We start from the raw sequence: 20,507 nt of genomic DNA, 5'->3' as shown, positions 1-20,507 counted from the left end.
GAGGCGCTCCTGTCCATTTTCAATTGAATTCTAGGTTCTATATCGATTATAAATGGAATCGCTCTGCCAAACCTTCACTTTCAAGTCACGGGAATAGCAAAATCCAGACATGGCCGCGCTTAGTTCCGTGCAGATGTTATATAGTTACCTTTTCAAATGATTGAAGCCGCTCCGCCTCTGCTTCCGCCGACGCCATAACCGGTACCCTCTGCGGACCGTCTCCAGAATCAGACGGGGAACCGGAAATACCCGGCGGGAAGCCACCGGCTGGTACAACCGGTAATACAGCCGCTTGTAATCCTCCCACATGCTGCAGTCGTCATCCTTCAGGAAATCAGAGACATCTACAATCAGTCCCCGTCCGTCCCGGAGCATCACATTCTTGGCATGGATATCATGCGGACGCAGCCCGCGGGACCTTGCATATTGAAGCGCGTTGTCAATGTCTTCAATAGCCTGTCCGGTAATGAGAATGCCGCGTTGCATGGAATCGTAGAAGGTGACTCCGCCCAGCCTTTTGAGAACCAGGAAATCCGCTCCGGCATAATAGCACTCCGAGAAGGCTGGATGGTACCCGAGGCGGCGGTATACCTCTGCTTCTTCCTCAATGCCCGGCCTGCCCGGCGCGTAGATCTTCACTGCGAATTCCTCAGCTCCCTGTCGGCAGAAGACAGCTGCATAATTTCCGGTTCCGAGCACACTCCAGGGCTTTGGTACACCGCTGACCTTCACCGGCTCCAGCGGATTCACGCTCTCAATACTAACCTGTCCCAGCAGCTCGCCCGTGATCTGCTCCAGCAGCTTGTCCATCCTTCTCACCCCGCAGCTTAAGTTCAGTAATGACTCTATCCACCCAGTGTACGCTATTCCCCGGCGATCAGCCAATCTTGCCGGTAAGCATGGCGAAGAACCGGACAACGGCTCTCCGGCTCTTCGTATATTTGAACGTATAGGTACACTCGCCCATCATCCCACGCCGCCACCTTGGAGTTAAGCTAAATGAATGACCTCATGCTCCTCCGCACTTCGGTAGGTCCCGAATACAAGCTCAAGCGTCTTCAGATTATCTTCGCCGCTCGTCTGGAATTCCCTTCCAGTGTCCAGGCATTCAATGAAATGCGACTGCAGCCGGTAATGGCTCTCTTCAAAATCAAGGCCGTTATCCTCCGAAATCGCCGTCTCCAGCCCGTTATTATCAATCAGGCTGAGCCTGCCGCTGCTGTACAGCTTGATCGTTGCCTGATCGCCTTCGATAATCAACTGCTCCTTATGGTCCGGCAGCACCGGCAGGATTAGCGGGCCGGGCAGATTCTGCCGGGTGGCCCAGCTCATATCCATAAGGCCCATATAATCCTCATAGCCAAGGGTGATCAGCCCGGCGTCCTCTCCGGCAATATACGGACTGACCTTCCGGGTCTCGGCATACAGCCGTTTCGGCTCCCCGAACAGAAAGCGCCACGTATCGTACCAGTGAACCCCCATCTCATAGAACAGCAGCTTCGGCATCTCCCGGAAGAATGGCTGCGGAAGCTCATTCTCCGGGGCAAACCGCGGTGAATAATAATCCGTGTGGATATAACGGATCGTCTGGAGCCGTCCTGCCGTTCCCTGATCCAGCAGCTTGCGGATGGCCTGAATCGGCTGCAGCCAGCGCCAGTTCTCTGTAACCATCAGCCGGACGCCCGCAGCACGGGCTGTTTCCACCATCTCACAGGCTTCCTCCATGGAGCGGGCAAAAGGCTTTTGGCACAGGATGTGCTTCCCGGCCCGTGCGGCCAGTCCGACCAGCTCAGGGTGAGTATCCGGCGCAGTAATGATATCGACGATATCGATGTCTGCGGAAGTCAGCATGTCTTCCAGCGTGGAGTACAGCATGTCCCCGGGAATCCCGTATGCTTCCGCTTTCCTGCGCATCTTGTCCGAATCCAGGTCGCACAGGCCTTGAAGCTGAACGCCGGGGATACGCTGCCATGCCTGCAAATGCTTATCCGACCAATACCCGGCGCCCACAACACCAACCTTCCACATCTTATTTCGCCTCCAGGTCATACTCATCGCGCAGGCGCGTCATTCTCACCGCCATATAAGTCCGTCCCGGAAGATCGACCCTGAAGGTTCCCTGATAGCTGCCCGCAAGCTCCTCCACCGTCATATTCCAGGTATCCAGCAGCTCCACCTTATAGCGGATCTCCGGGTTCATCGTGAACTGGCGGAACTGCGGCCGGTTAAACCCGAAATAATAGAGAACATATTCATCCTCCACCCCGGCTCTGGGCAGATCCCACTCCGAAGGCAGCGGATTCAGCCCCTCTGAAGGCCCCTCCTCCAGCACGCGGCGCAGAAAAGCAATCCGCTCAGGGCTCGTGCCATACAGCCGGCCGCCCTTGGCCCACCAGAGCTTATCTTCCGGGTGCAGATAGGTTTCCCCATGTCCGACATATCCTCCACGGACCGCGCCTTCCCAGAAACGGCGGACCATCTCTTCCCCGGTAATATTTCCCCAGCCATGCTCGACATTGCCCTCGTAGGCACATTCATCGATCACGACAGGCTTATTCCAGCGCCGTCTCCATTCGTCCGTATTCTCGGAGGTCTTGTAAGCATCTACACGCTGAATGCTGCAATGCGTAACCCAGGGCTGGTTGAAATCATAGAAGGCAATGCCATTATGATTAGAGATCAGGTGCCCGTAAGGATCATACGACGTTACAATGTGGGCATACCGCTCCCAATCAGCCGGCATCTTGTTTCTCATAAAATCATATTCATTGGCCAGCGACCACCAGATATGGCGGTAAGCCGAGAGCCTGGCTACAAGGTACCGGAGATAGCGGTCATCCGCCTCCTTGCCCATATCCGCGAAGCCCCAACGGTCATAAGGGTGGAACAGAATCAGGTCAGCCTCGATGCCCAGCTCCCCAAGGTCTGCAATCCGCTCCTCCAGATGCCGGAAGAATGCCGGGTTGAACCGGCTGTAATCCCAGCCTGCTTGGGCCGAGCCTTCATAGGGATAGTACTCCGGTTCATTCTCGTTATAGGAGTAGGATTTCGGGAACACACACATTCTTATTTTGTTAAAAGAAGACGCTTTCAGCGTATCCAGCGTCTGGCGCTCCATTTCGTCCCCCTGATGGGTCCAGGCGTAGCAGGTCGTGCCGACAGGAAGATAGGGCGTTCCGTCCGCATAAGCAAAATGAAAGGTATTCCGCACCCGGACCGGACCGTGATTCCCGCCTGCCGCAGCCGTGCATTCCAGTTCCCCTTCAAGCTCATGCAGCGCAGGCTCATTGCTGCTGGTCCGGAACGTCCACTTCCCCTGCTGCTCCGGCATGAAGCGGATGCGGTATACCCCGTCTCCATCATAGAAGCCCAGAACAAGAACCGAACATTCTCCCATCGAAAATTCCGCCTGCAGCGCTACCTCCGTAAACGGATTGCCCCCGGCAGGGCCTCCGTGCAATACAATTTCACATACGCCCCACTGTGAAGTCTGGTCAGGCACCGATACGGAGGCCCTCCCCTGAAATGCTTCAGCCCGCCCGGCTTCCTTCGGATTAGCCATAAGTCCTGCTCCCTTCTGTATGAATCCTAAGATATACAATAAGTAACACTGAACTAAACAATAACTAAACAAAATAAGATTAAATAACTATACGACCATGATAAAACCATCCTACATCACCTTATAATTATCGTCAATGTTATTATTAATTGCTAAACAAAACTAAACAGATACACTCAATCCCTGCTTCATTGCTAAATTCACCACCTTCCCTTACACTAAACATACTTAAGCTACGATGCTGAATGGAGGTCTTGTCATTGAATATGGAGGAGCTTGCCCGGCTGGCCGGGGTCTCCAAAGGGGCCGTCTCGCTGGCGCTGAACGGGAAGCCGGGGGTCGGGCCGGAGACACGCGGGCGAATCCTGCGCCTGGCGGAGACCTACGGATATACAGGCAGGGGAAGAGCAGCAGCCGCTGAGGCGAACCCCACCACCCTGCGGTTCCTGGTGTTCACCAATGCCGGACTGGTCCATCAGGAGTACTATCAGCAGCCCTTCTTCCGGGAGCTGATTCATCATATCGAGGAGCGCTGCCGGATGGGGGGCTACAGTCTGATGTTCTCCGCGATTGAAGAAAAGCACTATGAGCAGGGCATTCAATCCGTGATGGAGGAGCCCGCCAGCGGCGTGATTCTGCTCGGCACCAGCCTGGATGCGGCCAGAATAGCCGATATCGCGGACAAGCTGCCCGGCTTGATCGTGCTGGACACCTGCTTCGATGCGCTGCCTGTCCATTTTGTCGAGATCAATAATTATATGGGGGCTTATCAGGCAGGCACCTATCTGACCGGCCACGGGCACCGGAGCATCGGTTATATCGCATCCGAGGAGCGGATTCATAACTTCGGGGAACGGCAGCGCGGGTTCATGGACGCCATGGCAGAGGCGCAGGTGGAGATCCCCCGGAGCAGCCTGCTGGCGGTGCCGCCGACTTTATTTTCCTCCCAGGGACCGTTACGGGACAAGCTGCAGCGGCTGAAGGACAGCGGACAGCCTTTTCCCACCGCCTTCTTCTGTGAATGTGACTACATCGCCATCAGCGCGATCAAGGCGCTCAGCGAGCTGGGCTTCTCCATCCCCGAGGATGTATCCGTCATCGGCTTCGATAATATCAATGAATCACAGATTGTAACCCCGGAGCTGACCACCGTTCATGTGGAGAAAGAACAGATGGCTGCATGGGCCGTGGAGCTGTTCACCGCTTCTCTTCACCGGCAGTCTACAGTCAGCACCAAGGTCAAAGTCGACACCCTCTTGATTGAGAGAGCTTCCTGCCGGCGGCTCGAACCCTCTGCGGATCAGTAAGCTGCATTAACCGCTTATACGCAAAAAACAGGAGCCAGCCCTAACCGCCTGATCGCGGCTAAGGGGTTGGCTCCTGTTCCTGTCTGCATAGTCCTGTCCTATACGTTCTGTCCTATTTGTCCAGCCAGGTACGCATCATCGATAACAGCTGTCCGCTGTTCACCGGCTTGGTAATATAATCGGAGCAGCCTGCTTCCAGGCACAGCTCCCGGTCCCCCTTCATCGCCTTGGCGGTAAGCGCAAGAATCGGGAGGTCCCTCCATTCCGGCTTCTCCCGGATCGCCCGGGTTGTTTCGTAGCCGTCCATTCCCGGCATCATGATGTCCATCAGGACAATTCCGATATCCGGCGTCTGCTCCAGCAGCGTGATCGCATCCTGGCCATTCTCCGCAGGGATCACCTTCATCTGATGACGCTCCAGAATAGAGGTAAGCGCAAAGATGTTGCGGATATCATCATCCACGACAAGCACCTTTTTATACTCGATCATCTCATCCGATTGATACAGCTTCACCAGCTTCTCTCTGGAGAGCGGCGGCAGATTCTCTGCCTTGCGGTGCAGGGCGAGCGTCGATTCATCAATCAGCTGGGCATCTGATTTCACCTCTTTGAGCACCGCCATCTTGGCCAGCTCATCCCATTCGGTTTCTTCCTCCGGCGTCAGCTTCCGGTTCATCTGCACCAGCACGGGAATTCTCTTGTTCCTGGCGTTCTTGTACATCTCCCGGAGGAAGCGGATCAGATTCATATCTGCCAGGCTGCTGTCCAGCACGATCGCATCGAACGTCTTGCTGTTCAACTGGTTCAAGGCTTTGCGCCCGGTCTCTACAAGAGTGAGTGTAAGATCCGGATTGTCCAGCAGCTCGGCTATATGCTTGCGCTCCTGTTCATCCTGGACGGCGACCAGCAGATTAGCCGTGGTGTGATCCGCGAACCGGTTCAGCCGGTCCAGCGCATTCTCCAGCTCCTCATTGGTCACGGGCTTGCGGAAATAGTCGTAAGCCCCCTTCTGCAGCAGCTGCACCTCGTCTTCATCCACGGTCATTACGCAGACCGGAATATGCCTTACCCCGATATCGTTCTTGAGCTGCTGAAGCACCAGCCAGCCGTCCGTATCTCCGCCAAGATGCAGATCCAGCGTGATGGCCGACGGCTGGTATTTCTGAACCAGCTCCAGGACATCCCAGCCGCTGGTGGCGATAACCGCTTTAATTCCTTTTTTGTGGAGCATCCCCAGAATGATCTCGTTGAACTTCTGGTCATCCTCAACGATCAGGAACACCCGGTCTCCCGGTTCAATCCCATCGCGGTCATCCGCGAAGGGCTCCTCTTCCGGCTTGACAAGGCTGCTTCTGCGTTTGGCCGGGGTAATGTCAATGACCTCCGGAACATGAGCCTTCGGAGGCTCCGGTTCAGTGAATTCCGCATCTGTCGGCAGGTACAGGTTAAATACGCTTCCCTTGCCCACTTCGCTGTACAGGCTAATCTCTCCGCCGAGCATCTCGGCGATCTCGCGGGAGATGGCCAGACCGAGACCCGTTCCGCCATATTCCCGGTTCGTACTGCCGTCCGCCTGCTGGAACGCTTCGAAGATAATCTGCTGCTTCTCCGCCGGAATGCCGATTCCCGTATCACTTACCGAGAAGCAGATGACCGTTGCCGCCCGCTCAAGCGACTCCTTATCCGGGTGCCACCCGTCGGCCGCTTTGCGGATCTGCAGCATAATCTGTCCCTGCTCGGTGAACTTGAAGGCGTTCGACAGGAGGTTCTTCAGGATTTGCAGCAGACGCTTGGAATCCGTAGCGATGCTGGCCGGTACACCGGGATCAATCTTGATCCGGTAGTCGAGCTTCTTGGCATCCACCATATGGCGGAAAGAACGGTCCAGCCCGTCCGTCAGCTCCGCCAGCGAGACTTCGCTGAAATCCGGCGTGATTGTGCCGGATTCGATTTTGGACAGATCGAGGATATCATTAATCAGGTTCAGCAGCTCCAGCCCGGAATCCTGAATCGTCTTGGCGAACTTCACCTGCAGCTCATGCAGATTCTCATCCGGATTCTCGGCCAGCTGTTCTGCCAGGAGCAGCAAGGAATTGAGCGGAGTGCGCAGCTCATGGGACATGTTGGCCAGGAATTCGGATTTGTACTTGGAGGTCAGGGCAAGCTGCTCCGCCTTCTCCTCCAGGTAACGCTTGGCCACCTCCACCTCATGGTTCTTGCTCTCCACCTCTGCCTTCTGGAGTACGAGCAGCTTCGCCTTATCCTCCAGCTCGTCATTCGTGCTCCGCAGCTCCAGCTGCTGCTTCTGCAGCTCCTCGGTGAGCGACTGGGACTGGATCAGCAGCTCCTCCGTACGCTGGTTCGCCTGCATCGTGTTAATTACACTGCCGATGGATTCAGTAAGCTGATCCAGGAAGGCGATGTCGATATCGCTATAAGGCCGGAAGGTCGCCAGTTCCAGAATCGCCAACACCTGATCCTCGAAGATGATCGGCAGCAGAATGATATTAAGCGGCGTCGCTTCTCCCAGTGCGGACGAGATCATGACATAGTCGCCCGGAACGTTGGTTAATAGAATCCGCTGCTTCTCAATCAGGCACTGGCCGACCAGCCCCTGCCCCGCCCGGAATTCATTCGCCAGATGCTTGCGGTTCTGATACGCATAGCTGGCGAACAGCTTCAGCACCGCTTCCCCGCCGGAGGGTTCATTAATGTAGAAGACGCCATGCTGCATCGATACCAGCGGAGCCAGCTCGGACAGGATCATCCGGCTGACTGCATACAGATCACGCTGCCCCTGGAGCATCCGCGAGAACTTGGCCAGATTGGTCTTCAGCCAGTCCTGCTCGGTGTTGATGCGGGTCGTCTCCTTCAGATTACGGATCATCTCGTTGATGTTATCCTTGAGCGTGGCAACCTCCCCGGAGGCGGACACATCAATCGCCCGTGACAGATCGCCGTTGGTCACTGCTGTCGCCACATTGGTGATTGCCCGCACCTGTGTGGTCAGCGTACTCGCCATGTAATTGACGTTGTCGGTCAGATCACGCCAGGTGCCCGCAGCCCCCGGCACGCTGGCCTGCCCGCCCAGCTTCCCTTCAGCTCCAACCTCGCGGGCCACGGTAGTCACCTGATCAGCGAAGGTGGCCAGCGTCTCGATCATGTTATTTATCGTATCCGTCAGCTCGGCAATCTCGCCCTTAGCCTCAACCGTCAGCTTCTGCTTCAGGTTACCGTTCGCCACTGCCGTCACGACCTTGGCGATTCCCCGCACCTGATCGGTCAGATTGGTGGCCATGATATTCACGTTGTCAGTCAGATCCTTCCAGATGCCCCCGACACCGCGCACCTGGGCCTGTCCGCCCAGCTTCCCGTCCGTGCCGACCTCGCTCGCTACACGCGTCACCTCGGAGGCGAACGAATTCAGCTGATCCACCATCGTATTGATCGTGTTCTTCAGCTCCAGCAATTCGCCTTTGACATCCACCGTAATCTTCTTGGACAGATCCCCGTTCGCGACCGCCGTCGTTACACCGGCAATATTGCGCATCTGAATCGTCAGGTTGCTCGCCATGAAGTTCACCGTATCGGTCAGATCCTTCCAGGTGCCGGAGACATCCTTCACCTCGGCCTGCGCGCCAAGCTTGCCATCAGTGCCTACCTCGCGCGCTACACGCGTCACCTCGGAGGCGAAGATGGAGAGCTGGTCCACCATCGTGTTGATCGTATTTTTCAGCTCCAGAATCTCGCCCTTGACGTCTACGGTGATCTTCTTGGACAGGTCGCCCTTGGCTACCGCCGTGGTCACATCTGCAATATTACGCACCTGGTCCGTCAGATTGCGGGCCATGTTATTTACGCCTTCGGTCAAGTCCTTCCAGGTGCCGCCGACTCCCTTCACCTGCGCCTGGCCGCCGAGCTTGCCGTCTGTACCGACCTCGCGCGCTACACGCGTTACCTCGGAGGAGAACATGGAGAGCTGGTCCACCATCGTATTGATCGTGTTCTTCAGTTCCAGAATCTCACCCTGTACATCCGCAGTGATTTTCTTGGACAGATCCCCGTTCGCCACCGCTGTCGTTACCACCGCGATGTTGCGCACCTGATTCGTCAGGTTAGACGCCATATAGTTCACGCTCTCGGTCAAATCGCGCCAGGTCCCGGCTACGCCCTTCACCTGCGCCTGTCCGCCCAGCATCCCTTCAGTGCCGACCTCACGCGCCACGCGCGTTACCTCGGAGGCGAAGATCGACAGCTGCTCCACCATGGTGTTAATGGTGTTCTTCAGCTCCAGAATCTCGCCGGTCGCATTCACCGTAATCTGCTTCGACAGATCCCCCTTCGCCACGGCTGTCGTTACTTCGGCGATATTGCGCACCTGATCCGTCAGCGTGCCCGCCATGAAGTTCACGCTGTCGGTCAGATCCTTCCAGGTCCCGGAGACCCCCTTCACATCGGCCTGTCCGCCGAGAATCCCTTCCGTAGATACCTCGCGCGCCACACGCGTGACCTCGGAGGCGAAGTTGCTGAGCTGGTCCACCATGATGTTAATGGTGCTTTTCAGCTCCAGAATCTCGCCCTTCGCATCGACGGTAATCGTCTTCGACAAGTCGCCCTTGGCTACCGCCGTGGTCACTTCCGCGATATTGCGCACCTGATTCGTTAAGTTGGACGCCATATAGTTGACGCTTTCGGTTAAATCCCGCCAGGTGCCGGACACGCCCTTAACGTCAGCCTGCCCGCCAAGAATGCCTTCCGTACCGACCTCGCGCGCCATCCGGGTCACCTCGGAAGCAAAGGTCGATAACTGATCCACCATGATATTGATCGTGTTCTTCAGCTCCAGAATTTCACCCTGCACATCGGCGGTAATCTTCTTCGACAGATCGCCGTTGGCTACCGCCGTGGTCACGACCGCGATATTCCGCACCTGGTTCGTCAGGTTGGACGCCATGTAATTGACGCTCTCGGTCAAATCCCGCCAGGTGCCTGAGACATCCTTCACATCGGCCTGTCCGCCGAGCTTGCCTTCGGTCCCGACCTCGCGCGCCACCCGGGTCACCTCAGAGGCAAACATGGAGAGCTGGTCCACCATCGTGTTGATCGTATTCTTCAGCTCCATGATTTCGCCCCGTGCATTGACCGTAATCTGCTTCGACAGATCGCCGTTCGCTACGGCCGTGGTCACCGCCGCGATATTGCGCACCTGATCCGTAAGATTCGTCGCCATATAATTGACGCTATCGGTCAGATCCTTCCAGGTGCCGGAGACCCCCTTCACATCAGCCTGTCCGCCCAAAATACCTTCGGTACCCACCTCACGCGCTACGCGTGTAACTTCAGAGGCGAACGTGCTGAGCTGATTCACCATCATATTGATATTGCTTGCCGTTCGCTGGAACTCGCCGGTAAGCGGCCGTCCTTCAATCGCCAGCTCCACCTGCTGGGACAGATCGCCCTTGGCTACGGCGTTAATGACCCGGACCATCTCGCTGGTCGGCTGAATCAGGTCAATCACCAGTCCGTTCAAGGAATCGGTCACCGTCTCCCAGGACCCGCCCAGATTCTTTTGCACGAACCGCCTGGACAGATTCCCTTCCTTGCCGACCACTCTGGCCACCGTCTGAACCTCGTTCACCAGGCTCTCCTGAATATCCATAATCTCGTTGAACGTATCCGCTACCTTACCGGCGATTCCCGTCCGGTCATACGGCATCCGGTGGGAGAAATTGCCCTTCTTCATCGCCATCAAGGCGCTCAGCAGTTCACCGGCGTCTATTCCATCGCCCTGGTTTTCTTTAATTTGGTTGTCATCGCTCATAGTATCAACCCTGCCCCTTATTCAGCACGTATTTTTGCATGACCTGTTGTATAGCCTCCAGCCTGACCGGCCTGGCGATGACATCTTCTACGCCACCGGTCCATGATACTCCTGAACGACAATTGTAAAAACAAACGTAGCCCCGGGTTCATCCGACGGCTCCACCCGGATACTTCCGCCCATCAGCTCCACCAGAGCTTTGCTGATCGATAAGCCAAGTCCCGTACCTTCGAACCTGCGTGTGGTAGAGGCGTCGAGCTGGGAGAAGGGCTGGAACAGCTCGCCGATTTTATCCGGGGGAATCCCGATCCCTGTGTCTCTGATTGTGAATTCAAGTGTAAGCTTCTCCGCCGGTCCCTCCTGCTTGTTAACCATTATGTATACACTGCCTGCATGGGTGAACTTCACGGCGTTGCCTACGAGATTATTCAGTACCTGGCGGAGGCGGTTCACATCTCCCACCAGATCAGGCGGCACAGCAGGATCAATCTCCACCACCATATCAAGCTTCCGCTCACGGGTCCTCGCGGTGAATAGAGCAACTGTCTCGCTCAGGCAGTCTTGCAGGGAGAACGGCGCCGCTTCCACCACCAGCTTCCCGGATTCCAGCTTGGAATAATCGAGAATGGGATTGATCACCGACAGAAGGGCATTGCTGCTTGTATGGATAATCCCCGCCATCTCACAATATTCCTCCGGCAGATCCGAGGCGAGCAGCAGATCAGACATCCCGATGATCCCGTTCAGCGGCGTGCGGATTTCATGGCTCATCATCGCCAGGAACTCCGATTTCACCTTGGAGGCAATTTCTGCGGCTTCCTTGGCTTCCCTCAGCTCCTGATTCGTCTTCTCCAGCTGCCGGGCCTGCTGCTTCAGCATCTCGCTCTGGAGCTGCAGCTTCTTATTCGCTTCATACATGCTGACGTAACCCTCAATTTTGGACTTGAACAGCTGCGGGACGAAGGGCTTCGTCATGTAATCCATCGCACCGACAGAGTAGCCGGCGAAGATATCCTCCATCGTAGTACTGTTCGCGGACATGAAAATAATCGGCACCACATGATTCTTCTCCCGGGTACGGATAAGGCTCGCCGTCTCCAGCCCGTCCATGCCCGGCATTTGCACATCCATCACAATGACGGCGAATTCCTCCTCCAGCAGACAACGTAAAGCTTCAATCCCGGAATAGGCCCGAAACAACCGGTAAGGCTCTCCGCGGAGAACGGCCTCAAGGGCAAGCAGATTCTCGGGATGATCGTCTACGAGCAGGATGTTGACCGGAAAATCCATGAGAACCCTCACTTTCCAGCTTGTGGCATGCCTTGCGTTTATATTTCGAAAATATAGCTTATATACCCAAAATTTCAAATCCCGAAACTCAGGTCTGCTGGTAATTCACCGCTGTAATCAGGCACTTCCGGCACAGAAAAGCATAATAAATCCCCTCGTCCTCCGCCACCTGGCCCATATCCGCCTGCGCCGCAAAAGTCATCGTCTGTGCGCAGCAGGGACAGGGCGGATAGTCCGCATCCTGAATCCAGGCCGGATGACCTCCGATCTGCGAGGCCGGTGCCTCCAGAACCCAGTATGCACTCTCATATGTGCCTGCCGGCTGTTCCGACAGCTGCATGACATGCCATGTGTTGAACGCCAATGCTCCTCCTGTATTGTCAGGCAGATATCCGGGAACAGCATTATATTCACTCCATGAATACCCGCCCTCCAGGTCGGCCTTCATATATATAGTGCCATAACAGTTGCAGTGCATACAGGCTGCAATCCTCAGACGCTTGCCGGGCAGCTCCATGAACCTAACCTGCGGATGCTGCAAATCATAATCGAATAAGACAGTTAGCGCACCTCCGCACCAAGGACAGGCGTCCGTTCCTGTCTGGAGCATTTGAACTGCCGCCGGAGCGCCGGGGGCTTGCGGAGTGTCTTCCCTGCTTACCAGGAAGGGGTAACATTCGGAATGGTACAGCTGCCTTTTGCCGCCTCCGGCATCCAGCTCCCAGCCTGCTTCAAGGGCATATGTCTCGGGCGCCTGATATAACGCTGCTGCCCACTCCGGCGGGGACTGCCGCCATGCCGCGAACAGCCTGACCACCTCTTCATCGCCAATCCAGGCCAGCCCCAGCAGCAGCAGATTACGGTTAACCGGATCCGACTCCACCTGGGCAATGAGCCGGTCCCGGACCTTCGCGTCAGCATCCTTGAAAAGAATCGCGGGTGCATAATTCCCTGTGCGGAGGAGCATTTCCAGACCCGGCCCAAGCTGTGTATCCGTGAAGCAGAGGAGGGACACCAGAACCATCTCTGCCTGGTCTATATCCTCTTCTTCCAATAAATGAACGGCATAGCTCTCCATCCGTTCTCTCTCTTCCTCTGTCAGATCATGATACAGCTCCTGTGCAGTCCGGGGGTAAGGAACTTCCTTGATCAGCGGGTCAGGCTTCCGGGGGCTGTGCATAATGGTGAGAATTTCAACCGGATCATGGATACCCGCATACCTGTTCACCTCTTTGCGGTTCTGTTCAATATAAGCCTGTCTTTCCATCGCTTTCTTCTGCTGGTAGCAGGGCATACAGATGCCTCCGGTCTTCAGTGCGGTTGCTGGAAGAATCTTTCCCGTGCAGCCGGGGGTCTGACAAGGCAGACGTTCGCTCATATCCTCTCTCTCCCTTCATGATCAGTACGCAGATTATGCCCTCATTATAATAGATACGGACCTTCCGATCGAATGTAGCCCCGCTCCCGCCTGCAAGGGACGAACTTCCAGAATCTAGATTACAAATTCAGCCTTAACCCTTGACTCTTCGCCCGCCATCTAAGATAATAACAACCTCTGCCGTAATCCATGCAGGACAAGACTAACATTGACAGGACAATTGACAGGAAAAGGGGCGGTCGTCATCAGCTGGTTAAATGATCTCTACAAATTACAGAAGAAGGAGCCGGCCAAAGACGCCGAGCCTGCTCTAGTCAATGCGATCTTCCGCATGTATGACCGGTTCAAACGGCTCGGTCTCACCGAACGGCTCGGCCAGCAGGATATGTCGCTGGATATTGCCGACGCTTATATCCATGGCCGGAATGCCATGATTGAAGCCGGTGTCGGCATCGGCAAATCCTTCGCCTACCTGATTCCCGGCCTGCTCATCAACCAGTTCTCCCGGCAGCCGGTCATTATCGCCACCTCGTCCATCCAGCTCTCCGAACAGATCCATAAGGATCTGCGGTTCATCGGCAGCCGGCTCGGCTTCTCCATGGTCCGCTCTGTAGTCGGCAAGGGCATGGGGCAATATGCCTGCCGGTACCGGGCAGCGGACCTGTTCCCGTCCGGGGAGTCCGGCTCCCCGCTCACGGTAATGGCAGAACGTATCCTGAATGCAGAAATCAACGAACGGGCAGACCTGAAGGGCGGGGTCAGTGATGCCTTATGGTCTAACGTGTGTGTGACGGATTGCAAGTTCGAGCACTGCCACTACAAGCATACCTGCACCTTCTACGACATGCGGGCCAAGATCAACGCCGGCCCGGGCGAGATGGACTTCATCATCGTGAACCAGGACCTGCTGATCCGTGACCTGATCAAGAAAAAGGAAGGGACCAAGGGCCTGATCGCAGAACGCCCCGCGCTGATCATTATAGATGAAGCGCATAATCTGGAAGCCAAGGTTAGAGATGCCCAGACGCTCGAATTCACCTTCCGGCAGATCTCCCGGGTGCTGGAGGATGCTATGCAGCTGCTCTTTAAGCAATCCGCAGACCGCAGCCTGATGAAGTCCTTCCAGTTTGTCCGTCGCTGTGCCAAAGAGGTATTCAGACAGATTGAAGCAGACCTGCTGCACACGGCGAAGCAGGACACTGACCGGATTAAAGTATCGGAGATTACAGGAGTCCCGCTGCAGCAGGCCGTGCAGCTTCTGCAGGATTTCCGCCTCAGTCTCTCGGTGCTGACTTCCCGGCATGAACGGGAGATTGACAATACCTTCGAAGCGGTGAACGGAATGATCGGCCTCTTCCAGGTGCTTGCCGGGACGGAGGACAACTATCTGCTCTGGGCCAGCCAGCCCCGGGGAGAAGCTGCCGTCAGCATCTGCCCCAAGGGGATCAGCCGATTCCTGAAATACAGTCTGTTTAGCGGCAAAACCTCTGTCATCCTGACCTCCGCAACCCTCAGCCAGTCCGGTGACACGCTGGAGGAGCAATACGCTTATCTGTCCCGCTCGCTGGGCTACAGGGGGGAGTATATGGAGCGTCAGGCTTCACCGTTCGATTATGACAACCACACGATGATGTATATTGCCAAAAACGTTCCTTACTATAACCACCATAACCGGGAAGCTTATCTGGAAGCGGCGTATAAGGAGCTGCTGCGGCTGTGCAATGTAACGGACGGGCGGACGCTGGTGCTTTTTTCGGCCAAAGAGGATATGAAATACATTCACAAGAAGCTGAGTGGGGAGAAGCTGAAATGGGCGCTGCATATGCAGCGGGAAGGCTCGTCCCAAGACGGGGTGATCGCTGAGTTCCGGGCGAGTAAGGGCGTGCTGCTGAGTACCGGTGTATTCTGGGAAGGCGTGAATATCGAGGGTGCAGATCTGTCGCATCTGATCGTCTTCCGGCTGCCGTTTCCGGTTCCGGCGGATCCTGTCTACGAATACAAGGCGGAGCAGGCGGCGAATCCGCTCATGGAGGTCTATGTGCCGGACATGCTGCTCCGCCTGCGGCAAGGCACCGGGCGCCTGATCCGCAGCGAGACAGACCTCGGCGTGCTCAGCATCCTGGATTCGCGCCTGTCGGCTGGAGCCCGCAACCCGTACCGGGAGCAGGTCCTTGCCGCGCTGCCGTTCACCAAGGTGACGGAGGAGTTCGGGGTGCTGGAGAGGTTTGTGCGCGAGAAGGGAATTCACCGGTGACCGTCAATCACCACTTCATCAGCTTCCTGATCTCTGACGCCAGTCTATCCGCCGCTTTGCGATGCGTCACCTGCGAAGGATGATAATCAACAGCGTGGCCATCCGCCTCTAGCTGCACCTCGAATTTCATCACAGAGATCCTGCTGTCGCCGGTTTCCTTGGTATAGCGGCCAACCGCCTGCTCCAGAACAGGATACAGCCTGTCCCCCATGATTCCCAGCGTACATAGTATGGCCGAATCGGGATTATTCCGTCTGACCATTTGTAGAAAAGCGACATAGTTCTCTGCATAATCCGCCTGCTTGGCAGGGTCATCCTTCGTGTACGAATCGTCGTTGGTCCCCAGATTAATGACGATCAGCTCCGGCGTGAATCTGCTGAAATCCCAAGCTATCTCCTGAGGCAGCAGACTGCCGCCGAACCTCCCTTCTGACTTGCCTACCTTCTCGTAGTAATCGGGCAGAAGATGCGTGGTGAGCTTCTGATCATTTTCGGTATAGCCGGTAATAATGCCGTATCCGCTGTAACACACCATACTGTAATCCGCACCAAGCTGCTCTGCGCTCAGGTAGGCATAAGCTTTCGTTACATCTTCTGTAGCCGTAGAAAAGGTATGCAGCGCTTCTTCATCATCCACACCATACCCGCAGGTAATGGAATCACCGATGAATTCGATCGTATGCTGCGGAGATGGAGTCGGCTTAATCCCTTCCTCAGCCAGCACCGCGATCTCCGCAATGCCAACCGTTGACATGGCTGCTTCAGACAGCTTCGTAATTCTTACAGTAACCTCTTGCCCGGTGTCGCTTTCGAACACTGTATACGTTTTGCGTAGCTGATCCACCTGATCGTCTATCACCCGCTGGCCGTTAACGCTGATTCCGATCCGGGCCAGATTGTTGCCGGTTACAGCGATATCATCGCCTTGCAGAGTGATCCGGGCCGCCCGGCCGTAGAATGAGAATTCCACTCCGCTCCCCGAAAGAGCCAGCCACAGCACCTCCCCCATCCAGTGGGTCCGTCCGATGAGTCTGACCTGATTAGCTGCCGGTTGGTACGTTTGCATCTGGGACATTCCATAACCTTCCTTCTCTCGTTTCTATTCGTAACAGTAGCAAAGGCGCTTTATATTAGCAATGATATGTTAAGATATTAAGTACTTGTCAAGAAAAAGGAGGCTATCCATGGACATCCCCAGAGGGACCTATGGCTTTCGCTTTGCCGAAGATAAGGAGCTGCAGCTGTGCGTATTGTTCGCAGCCGGTTATGATTCCGTCTCCGATCCCGCATACCGCTGGGACGGGATGGAGCGCAGCGACGGCCCGCTGCTGCTGTTCCAGTACACGCTCTCCGGTGAGGGCGTATTCGAGTCAGAGAACCGGACCTACCGGGTCCGGGCCGGACAGGCTCTGCTGGCGGAAATCCCGGGATCTCACCGGTATTACTATCCGCCGGATGCGGCAGAGCCCTGGGAGTTCCTGTTCCTCCTGCTGCGCCCAAGCCTGATCCTGCCCCACTGGCGCAGATTCCTGCGCGAAGCGGGCGAGGTGCCCCGGCTGCCCGCAGATTGTGCCCCTGTCCGGCTGGCGCGGATGATTGTCATGGATGCCGGAGCGGGCAGAATCTCCGATCCGCTGATCGCCTCGTCCAGCGTCTATCAATTCATGACCGAATTGACCCGAATGCAGGCGGCTACGCTGCGCGACAGGGACAACTGGTCAGAGAATATCAAGCGCGCCGCCGCATACATCGAGCAGCATTATTCGCAGATGATCAGCATCGACCAGCTGTCGGAGCATGTCTCCCTGTCCAAGTATCATCTCATCCGCCGCTTCTCGGCCAGCACCGGCCATACGCCCGGCGCTTATCTGACCCGGGTCCGAACGGAGAAGGCGATGGAACTGCTCCGGGGGACGAGCTTAAGCATTGAAGCTATTGCGCAGCAGATCGGCTACTCCAGCGGAAGCTACTTTATCAAGGCGTTCCGCAGCCTGACTGGGCTGACCCCGGGCGATTTCCGCAGTGGGGGCGAGAGCCTGACTTACCGCCAGCTCTTTTTTGACTAAGCGCAATATAGTGCTATCCGGCTTATAAGATTACTATAGATATTGGATTTATCCTTGATTATGATGGACTTATGAGGAGCAATAATCCATCTGATAAGGAGATTACACAATGAATCATAAGCTTGCAGCACCTGTCCCCCCGCTGGGCTGGAACAGCTGGGATTGCTACGGCGCAGCCGTAACCGAAGCGGAAATCCGCGGCAATGCGGAATATATGGCCGAGCATCTCAAAGACTTCGGTTGGAGCTACATTACCGTTGACATTCAGTGGTATGAGCCTGGTGCCGTGTCCTCCCTGTACCGCCCCTTTGTCCCGCTGGTCATGGATGAATACTCCCGGCTGATGCCTGCCGAGAACCGCTTCCCTTCCGCAGCAGGCGGTCAGGGCTTCAAGCCGCTGGCCGACTATGTCCACAGCCTGGGACTGAAGTTCGGCATTCATATTATGCGCGGTATCCCGCGCCAGGCCGCTCATGCAGGCACCGCTATTCTCGGTACGGAAGCAACTGCCCGCGAGATCGCGCACACGAACTCCATCTGTCCGTGGAATACAGATATGTACGGTGTCGATGCTTCCAAGGAAGGCGCTCAGGCCTACTATAATTCACTCTTTGAACTGTACGCGCAGTGGGGCGTCGATCTGGTCAAGGTGGATGACATCGCCGCTTCCAGACTATACGATACCCATCAGCCGGAGATTGCCCTGATCTCCCGGGCAATCGAGAACTGCGGCCGCCCCATGGTCCTGAGTCTCTCCCCCGGCCCGGCTCCGGTAGAATACGCACAACATTTCACCGAACACGCCAACATGTGGCGCATCACGGATGATTTCTGGGACCGCTGGGAGCTGCTGCTGGACATGTTCAGCCGCTGCCGCAGCTGGCAGGGCATCCCGCAGGCCGGCTCCTGGCCGGATTGCGACATGCTGCCGCTCGGCCACATCGGCGTCCGCTCCGTTGACGGCGGCGGGGATGACCGCTGGACCCGCTTCACCCGGGACGAGCAGCTGACGATGATGTCGCTCTGGAGTATTTTCCGTTCGCCGCTGATCTTCGGCGGCGAGCTGCGGGACAATGACGACTGGACCCTGTCGCTGCTCACCAACCGCGAGGTGCTGCGCATGCAGCGCGAGAGCCATGGCGCCAGGGAAGCCCTGTACCGCGATGAGCTGATCGTCTGGACCGCAGCTCATGACGACGGTACCCGCTATGCAGCCGTCTTCAACACCAGCAACAGTCCGCTGCCGGTTGACCTGAGCCTCGAAGAGATCGGCCTCGGCGGCGCAGCCGCAGGTACGGAGCTGTGGAGCCAGACGCCTGCTGAGCTTAGCGGCGGCGGCGTGCTGCAGACCACCGTGCCTCCGCACGGGGTGCGGCTGTATAGCCTTTTATAGTAGAAGCCAGGAAAAAGCCGGGAGTCCCGCATGATCAGGACTCCCGGCTTTTATTTGCTCCCCGCATGGTTTCATCAGCCCCCGCAGCGGTTATCGTTACATAGAACGGTTATCGCAGACACATCCTAAGACAGAACCTGCACTTAGAAGGGAGACATACAGATGAAGGATGATACAAAAGCTCCGCTTGACGGACGCACCGCAGGTGTCCACCCGATCCCGGAGGGCGAATCCAGTCCGGCGGACGGTCAATCGGAAACAGACAAGCTGGATGAGCTCGTAGGCGCCGTGCTGGGGAATGACCCGGAGGTAGCGGCTCCCGGCCTTGCACCAGACCCGGAAGAGAAGAAGAACCGCAAGAATCCGTAGCCTTGTGACGAGGCAGTACACAGCCGGGCCGGACAAGAGTATCTCTTATCCGGCCCGGTTATTTTATATGCTGATCCTGCCCCCTACTCCTCTAACTCCTTACCATACCCGCGATTCAGCGCTTCACGATAATATAGTGATCCTATGGCAATATCAAAGGCAGCCATTCCCATCGGATTGAACATGACCGCTTCCTCCTTCGGGAATTTGGCCAGCGCGTTGCCGCAGACCACCTCGACGATGGACGCCGTGTCTTCCTTCCGCAGCCCTCTTTGATGATGCATATGTTCAATATCCGTATTCGCACGGCACACTTCATCCCAGTCATCGACAATAATGGCAGAGGTGTAGCTTAAGATAGCCGGGGTGAAATCGCGCAGTGACACGTTCAGCAGCAGACTCTGGTCTTTGGGTTTACGGTCAATATAACCGGAGCTGGAAATTGTACAGGTGATGAACAGATCAGCCCCTTCGTAGGCTTCCTCCCAGGAATTCACGGGACGCACCCTTGTCCCAAGCTCTTCCGGGATATGCTCCAGAGCACCCGGATTCTGATCAAAGATCCGAACCTCCTCCAGCCGGTCCCCGAGCAGCTGATTCAGCATCGACAGATGGAGCTGACCGATCGGTCCGAACCCGACAATACCGGCAATCATTTTACCGGCAAAAGGGTGTACCTTCTCGTATTCCTGGATCATCAGTCCACTGACTGAAGCTGTGCGAATCCCGGAGATAAGCGGACTGTTGATGATAGCCACCGGCTTCCCGCTGCCGGAATCATTCAGTATCGTAACCGAGTGGGCACGGGGAAGCTGCCTGCCATGGTTACCGGGAAAACTGGCGATCCACTTGATGCCTGCCATCCCGATCTCTCCGCCCACATAAGCGGGCATGGCAATAATCCGGCTGCTTGGATCTTTATCAAAGAGCAGATAAGGTTTAATCGGCTGGGAGAATTCATGCGCTGCCATCACTTGGACAGTACTCCGTATCGTATCCATGCACAGTGCCCAGGGAAGATTCATCTGCTCCAGGTTTGTGGTATTCAGATATAACATGCTCAAAGG

13 protein-coding genes are annotated in these 20,507 nt (G+C 56.2%); 5 read left to right on the top strand and 8 right to left on the bottom strand.

All coding sequences use genetic code 11. The annotated features are described in order from the left end of the window. Positions 1-144: 144 nt before the first annotated feature. The 3 genes from MKX51_RS06205 to MKX51_RS06195 all read right to left on the bottom strand — a co-directional run bounded on the left by MKX51_RS06205 (position 145) and on the right by MKX51_RS06195 (position 3,562). Complete coding sequence (locus MKX51_RS06205) at positions 145-810, bottom strand: serine/threonine protein kinase (RefSeq protein ID WP_340991611.1); 666 nt, start codon at positions 808-810, stop codon at positions 145-147. Between the two features lie 180 nt (positions 811-990). Next, positions 991-2,028, bottom strand: coding sequence for a Gfo/Idh/MocA family protein (locus MKX51_RS06200; RefSeq protein WP_340991610.1), 1,038 nt, complete (start codon positions 2,026-2,028; stop codon positions 991-993). Position 2,029: 1 nt separating this feature from the next. Continuing rightward, positions 2,030-3,562, bottom strand: coding sequence for a DUF5605 domain-containing protein (locus MKX51_RS06195; protein ID WP_340991609.1), 1,533 nt, complete (start codon positions 3,560-3,562; stop codon positions 2,030-2,032). Between the two features lie 266 nt (positions 3,563-3,828). Between MKX51_RS06195 and MKX51_RS06190 the strand changes: the two genes are divergently transcribed. Further along, the gene (locus MKX51_RS06190; protein WP_340995519.1) at positions 3,829-4,869 is read left to right on the top strand and encodes a LacI family DNA-binding transcriptional regulator; all 1,041 of its coding nucleotides are present in this window, start codon (positions 3,829-3,831) and stop codon (positions 4,867-4,869) included. A 112-nt stretch (positions 4,870-4,981) separates the two neighbouring features. Here the strand turns inward: MKX51_RS06190 and MKX51_RS06185 are convergent, their stop codons facing one another. From MKX51_RS06185 to MKX51_RS06175, 3 genes are all read right to left on the bottom strand, one after another. Next, on the bottom strand, positions 4,982-10,690 hold the full coding sequence (locus tag MKX51_RS06185) for a HAMP domain-containing protein (protein WP_340991608.1): 5,709 nt from the start codon (positions 10,688-10,690) through the stop codon (positions 4,982-4,984). Between the two features lie 87 nt (positions 10,691-10,777). Then, positions 10,778-11,980, bottom strand: coding sequence for an ATP-binding protein (locus MKX51_RS06180; RefSeq protein ID WP_340991607.1), 1,203 nt, complete (start codon positions 11,978-11,980; stop codon positions 10,778-10,780). A gap of 88 nt (positions 11,981-12,068) precedes the next feature. Next, a complete protein-coding gene (locus tag MKX51_RS06175) occupies positions 12,069-13,358 on the bottom strand; it encodes a DUF1963 domain-containing protein (protein ID WP_340991606.1) in 1,290 nt (429 codons plus the stop codon). A 208-nt stretch (positions 13,359-13,566) separates the two neighbouring features. Here MKX51_RS06175 and MKX51_RS06170 point away from each other — a divergent pair, with 208 nt between their 5' ends. Further along, the gene (locus MKX51_RS06170; protein ID WP_340991605.1) at positions 13,567-15,612 is read left to right on the top strand and encodes an ATP-dependent DNA helicase; all 2,046 of its coding nucleotides are present in this window, start codon (positions 13,567-13,569) and stop codon (positions 15,610-15,612) included. 7 nt (positions 15,613-15,619) lie between these two features. Here the strand turns inward: MKX51_RS06170 and MKX51_RS06165 are convergent, their stop codons facing one another. Further along, a complete protein-coding gene (locus tag MKX51_RS06165) occupies positions 15,620-16,687 on the bottom strand; it encodes an SGNH/GDSL hydrolase family protein (RefSeq protein ID WP_340991604.1) in 1,068 nt (355 codons plus the stop codon). 109 nt (positions 16,688-16,796) lie between these two features. Here MKX51_RS06165 and MKX51_RS06160 point away from each other — a divergent pair, with 109 nt between their 5' ends. From MKX51_RS06160 to MKX51_RS06150, 3 genes are all read left to right on the top strand, one after another. After that, complete coding sequence (locus MKX51_RS06160) at positions 16,797-17,678, top strand: AraC family transcriptional regulator (protein WP_340991603.1); 882 nt, start codon at positions 16,797-16,799, stop codon at positions 17,676-17,678. A gap of 109 nt (positions 17,679-17,787) precedes the next feature. After that, positions 17,788-19,071, top strand: a complete 1,284-nt coding sequence (locus tag MKX51_RS06155) for a glycoside hydrolase family 27 protein (protein ID WP_340991602.1) — start codon at positions 17,788-17,790, stop codon at positions 19,069-19,071. Between the two features lie 162 nt (positions 19,072-19,233). Next, positions 19,234-19,440 (top strand): hypothetical protein, encoded by a 207-nt coding sequence (locus tag MKX51_RS06150; RefSeq protein WP_340943028.1) that lies wholly within the window; start codon positions 19,234-19,236, stop codon positions 19,438-19,440. Between the two features lie 83 nt (positions 19,441-19,523). Here MKX51_RS06150 and MKX51_RS06145 read toward each other — a convergent pair whose 3' ends face one another. After that, positions 19,524-20,498, bottom strand: a complete 975-nt coding sequence (locus MKX51_RS06145) for a 2,3-diaminopropionate biosynthesis protein SbnB (RefSeq protein ID WP_340991601.1) — start codon at positions 20,496-20,498, stop codon at positions 19,524-19,526. Positions 20,499-20,507 lie beyond the last annotated feature (9 nt).

This window comes from Paenibacillus sp. FSL M7-0420 (assembly GCF_038002345.1).
Classification (GTDB): Bacteria; Bacillota; Bacilli; order Paenibacillales; family Paenibacillaceae; genus Paenibacillus_AQ.
Note: the sequence above shows the minus strand (reverse complement) of the source record. Positions and strands in the feature narration are given on the sequence as shown.

Coding starts and splice junctions, on each gene's coding strand:
- MKX51_RS06200 (WP_340991610.1), bottom strand. CDS start 2,028: ATGTGGAAGGTTGGTGTTGTGGGCGCCGGGTATTGGTCGGATAAGCAT.
- MKX51_RS06160 (WP_340991603.1), top strand. CDS start 16,797: ATGGACATCCCCAGAGGGACCTATGGCTTTCGCTTTGCCGAAGATAAG.
- MKX51_RS06180 (WP_340991607.1), bottom strand. CDS start 11,980: ATGGATTTTCCGGTCAACATCCTGCTCGTAGACGATCATCCCGAGAAT.
- MKX51_RS06145 (WP_340991601.1), bottom strand. CDS start 20,498: ATGTTATATCTGAATACCACAAACCTGGAGCAGATGAATCTTCCCTGG.
- MKX51_RS06155 (WP_340991602.1), top strand. CDS start 17,788: ATGAATCATAAGCTTGCAGCACCTGTCCCCCCGCTGGGCTGGAACAGC.
- MKX51_RS06205 (WP_340991611.1), bottom strand. CDS start 810: ATGGACAAGCTGCTGGAGCAGATCACGGGCGAGCTGCTGGGACAGGTT.
- MKX51_RS06190 (WP_340995519.1), top strand. CDS start 3,829: ATGGAGGAGCTTGCCCGGCTGGCCGGGGTCTCCAAAGGGGCCGTCTCG.
- MKX51_RS06175 (WP_340991606.1), bottom strand. CDS start 13,358: ATGAGCGAACGTCTGCCTTGTCAGACCCCCGGCTGCACGGGAAAGATT.
- MKX51_RS06150 (WP_340943028.1), top strand. CDS start 19,234: ATGAAGGATGATACAAAAGCTCCGCTTGACGGACGCACCGCAGGTGTC.
- MKX51_RS06195 (WP_340991609.1), bottom strand. CDS start 3,562: ATGGCTAATCCGAAGGAAGCCGGGCGGGCTGAAGCATTTCAGGGGAGG.
- MKX51_RS06165 (WP_340991604.1), bottom strand. CDS start 16,687: ATGTCCCAGATGCAAACGTACCAACCGGCAGCTAATCAGGTCAGACTC.
- MKX51_RS06185 (WP_340991608.1), bottom strand. CDS start 10,690: ATGAGCGATGACAACCAAATTAAAGAAAACCAGGGCGATGGAATAGAC.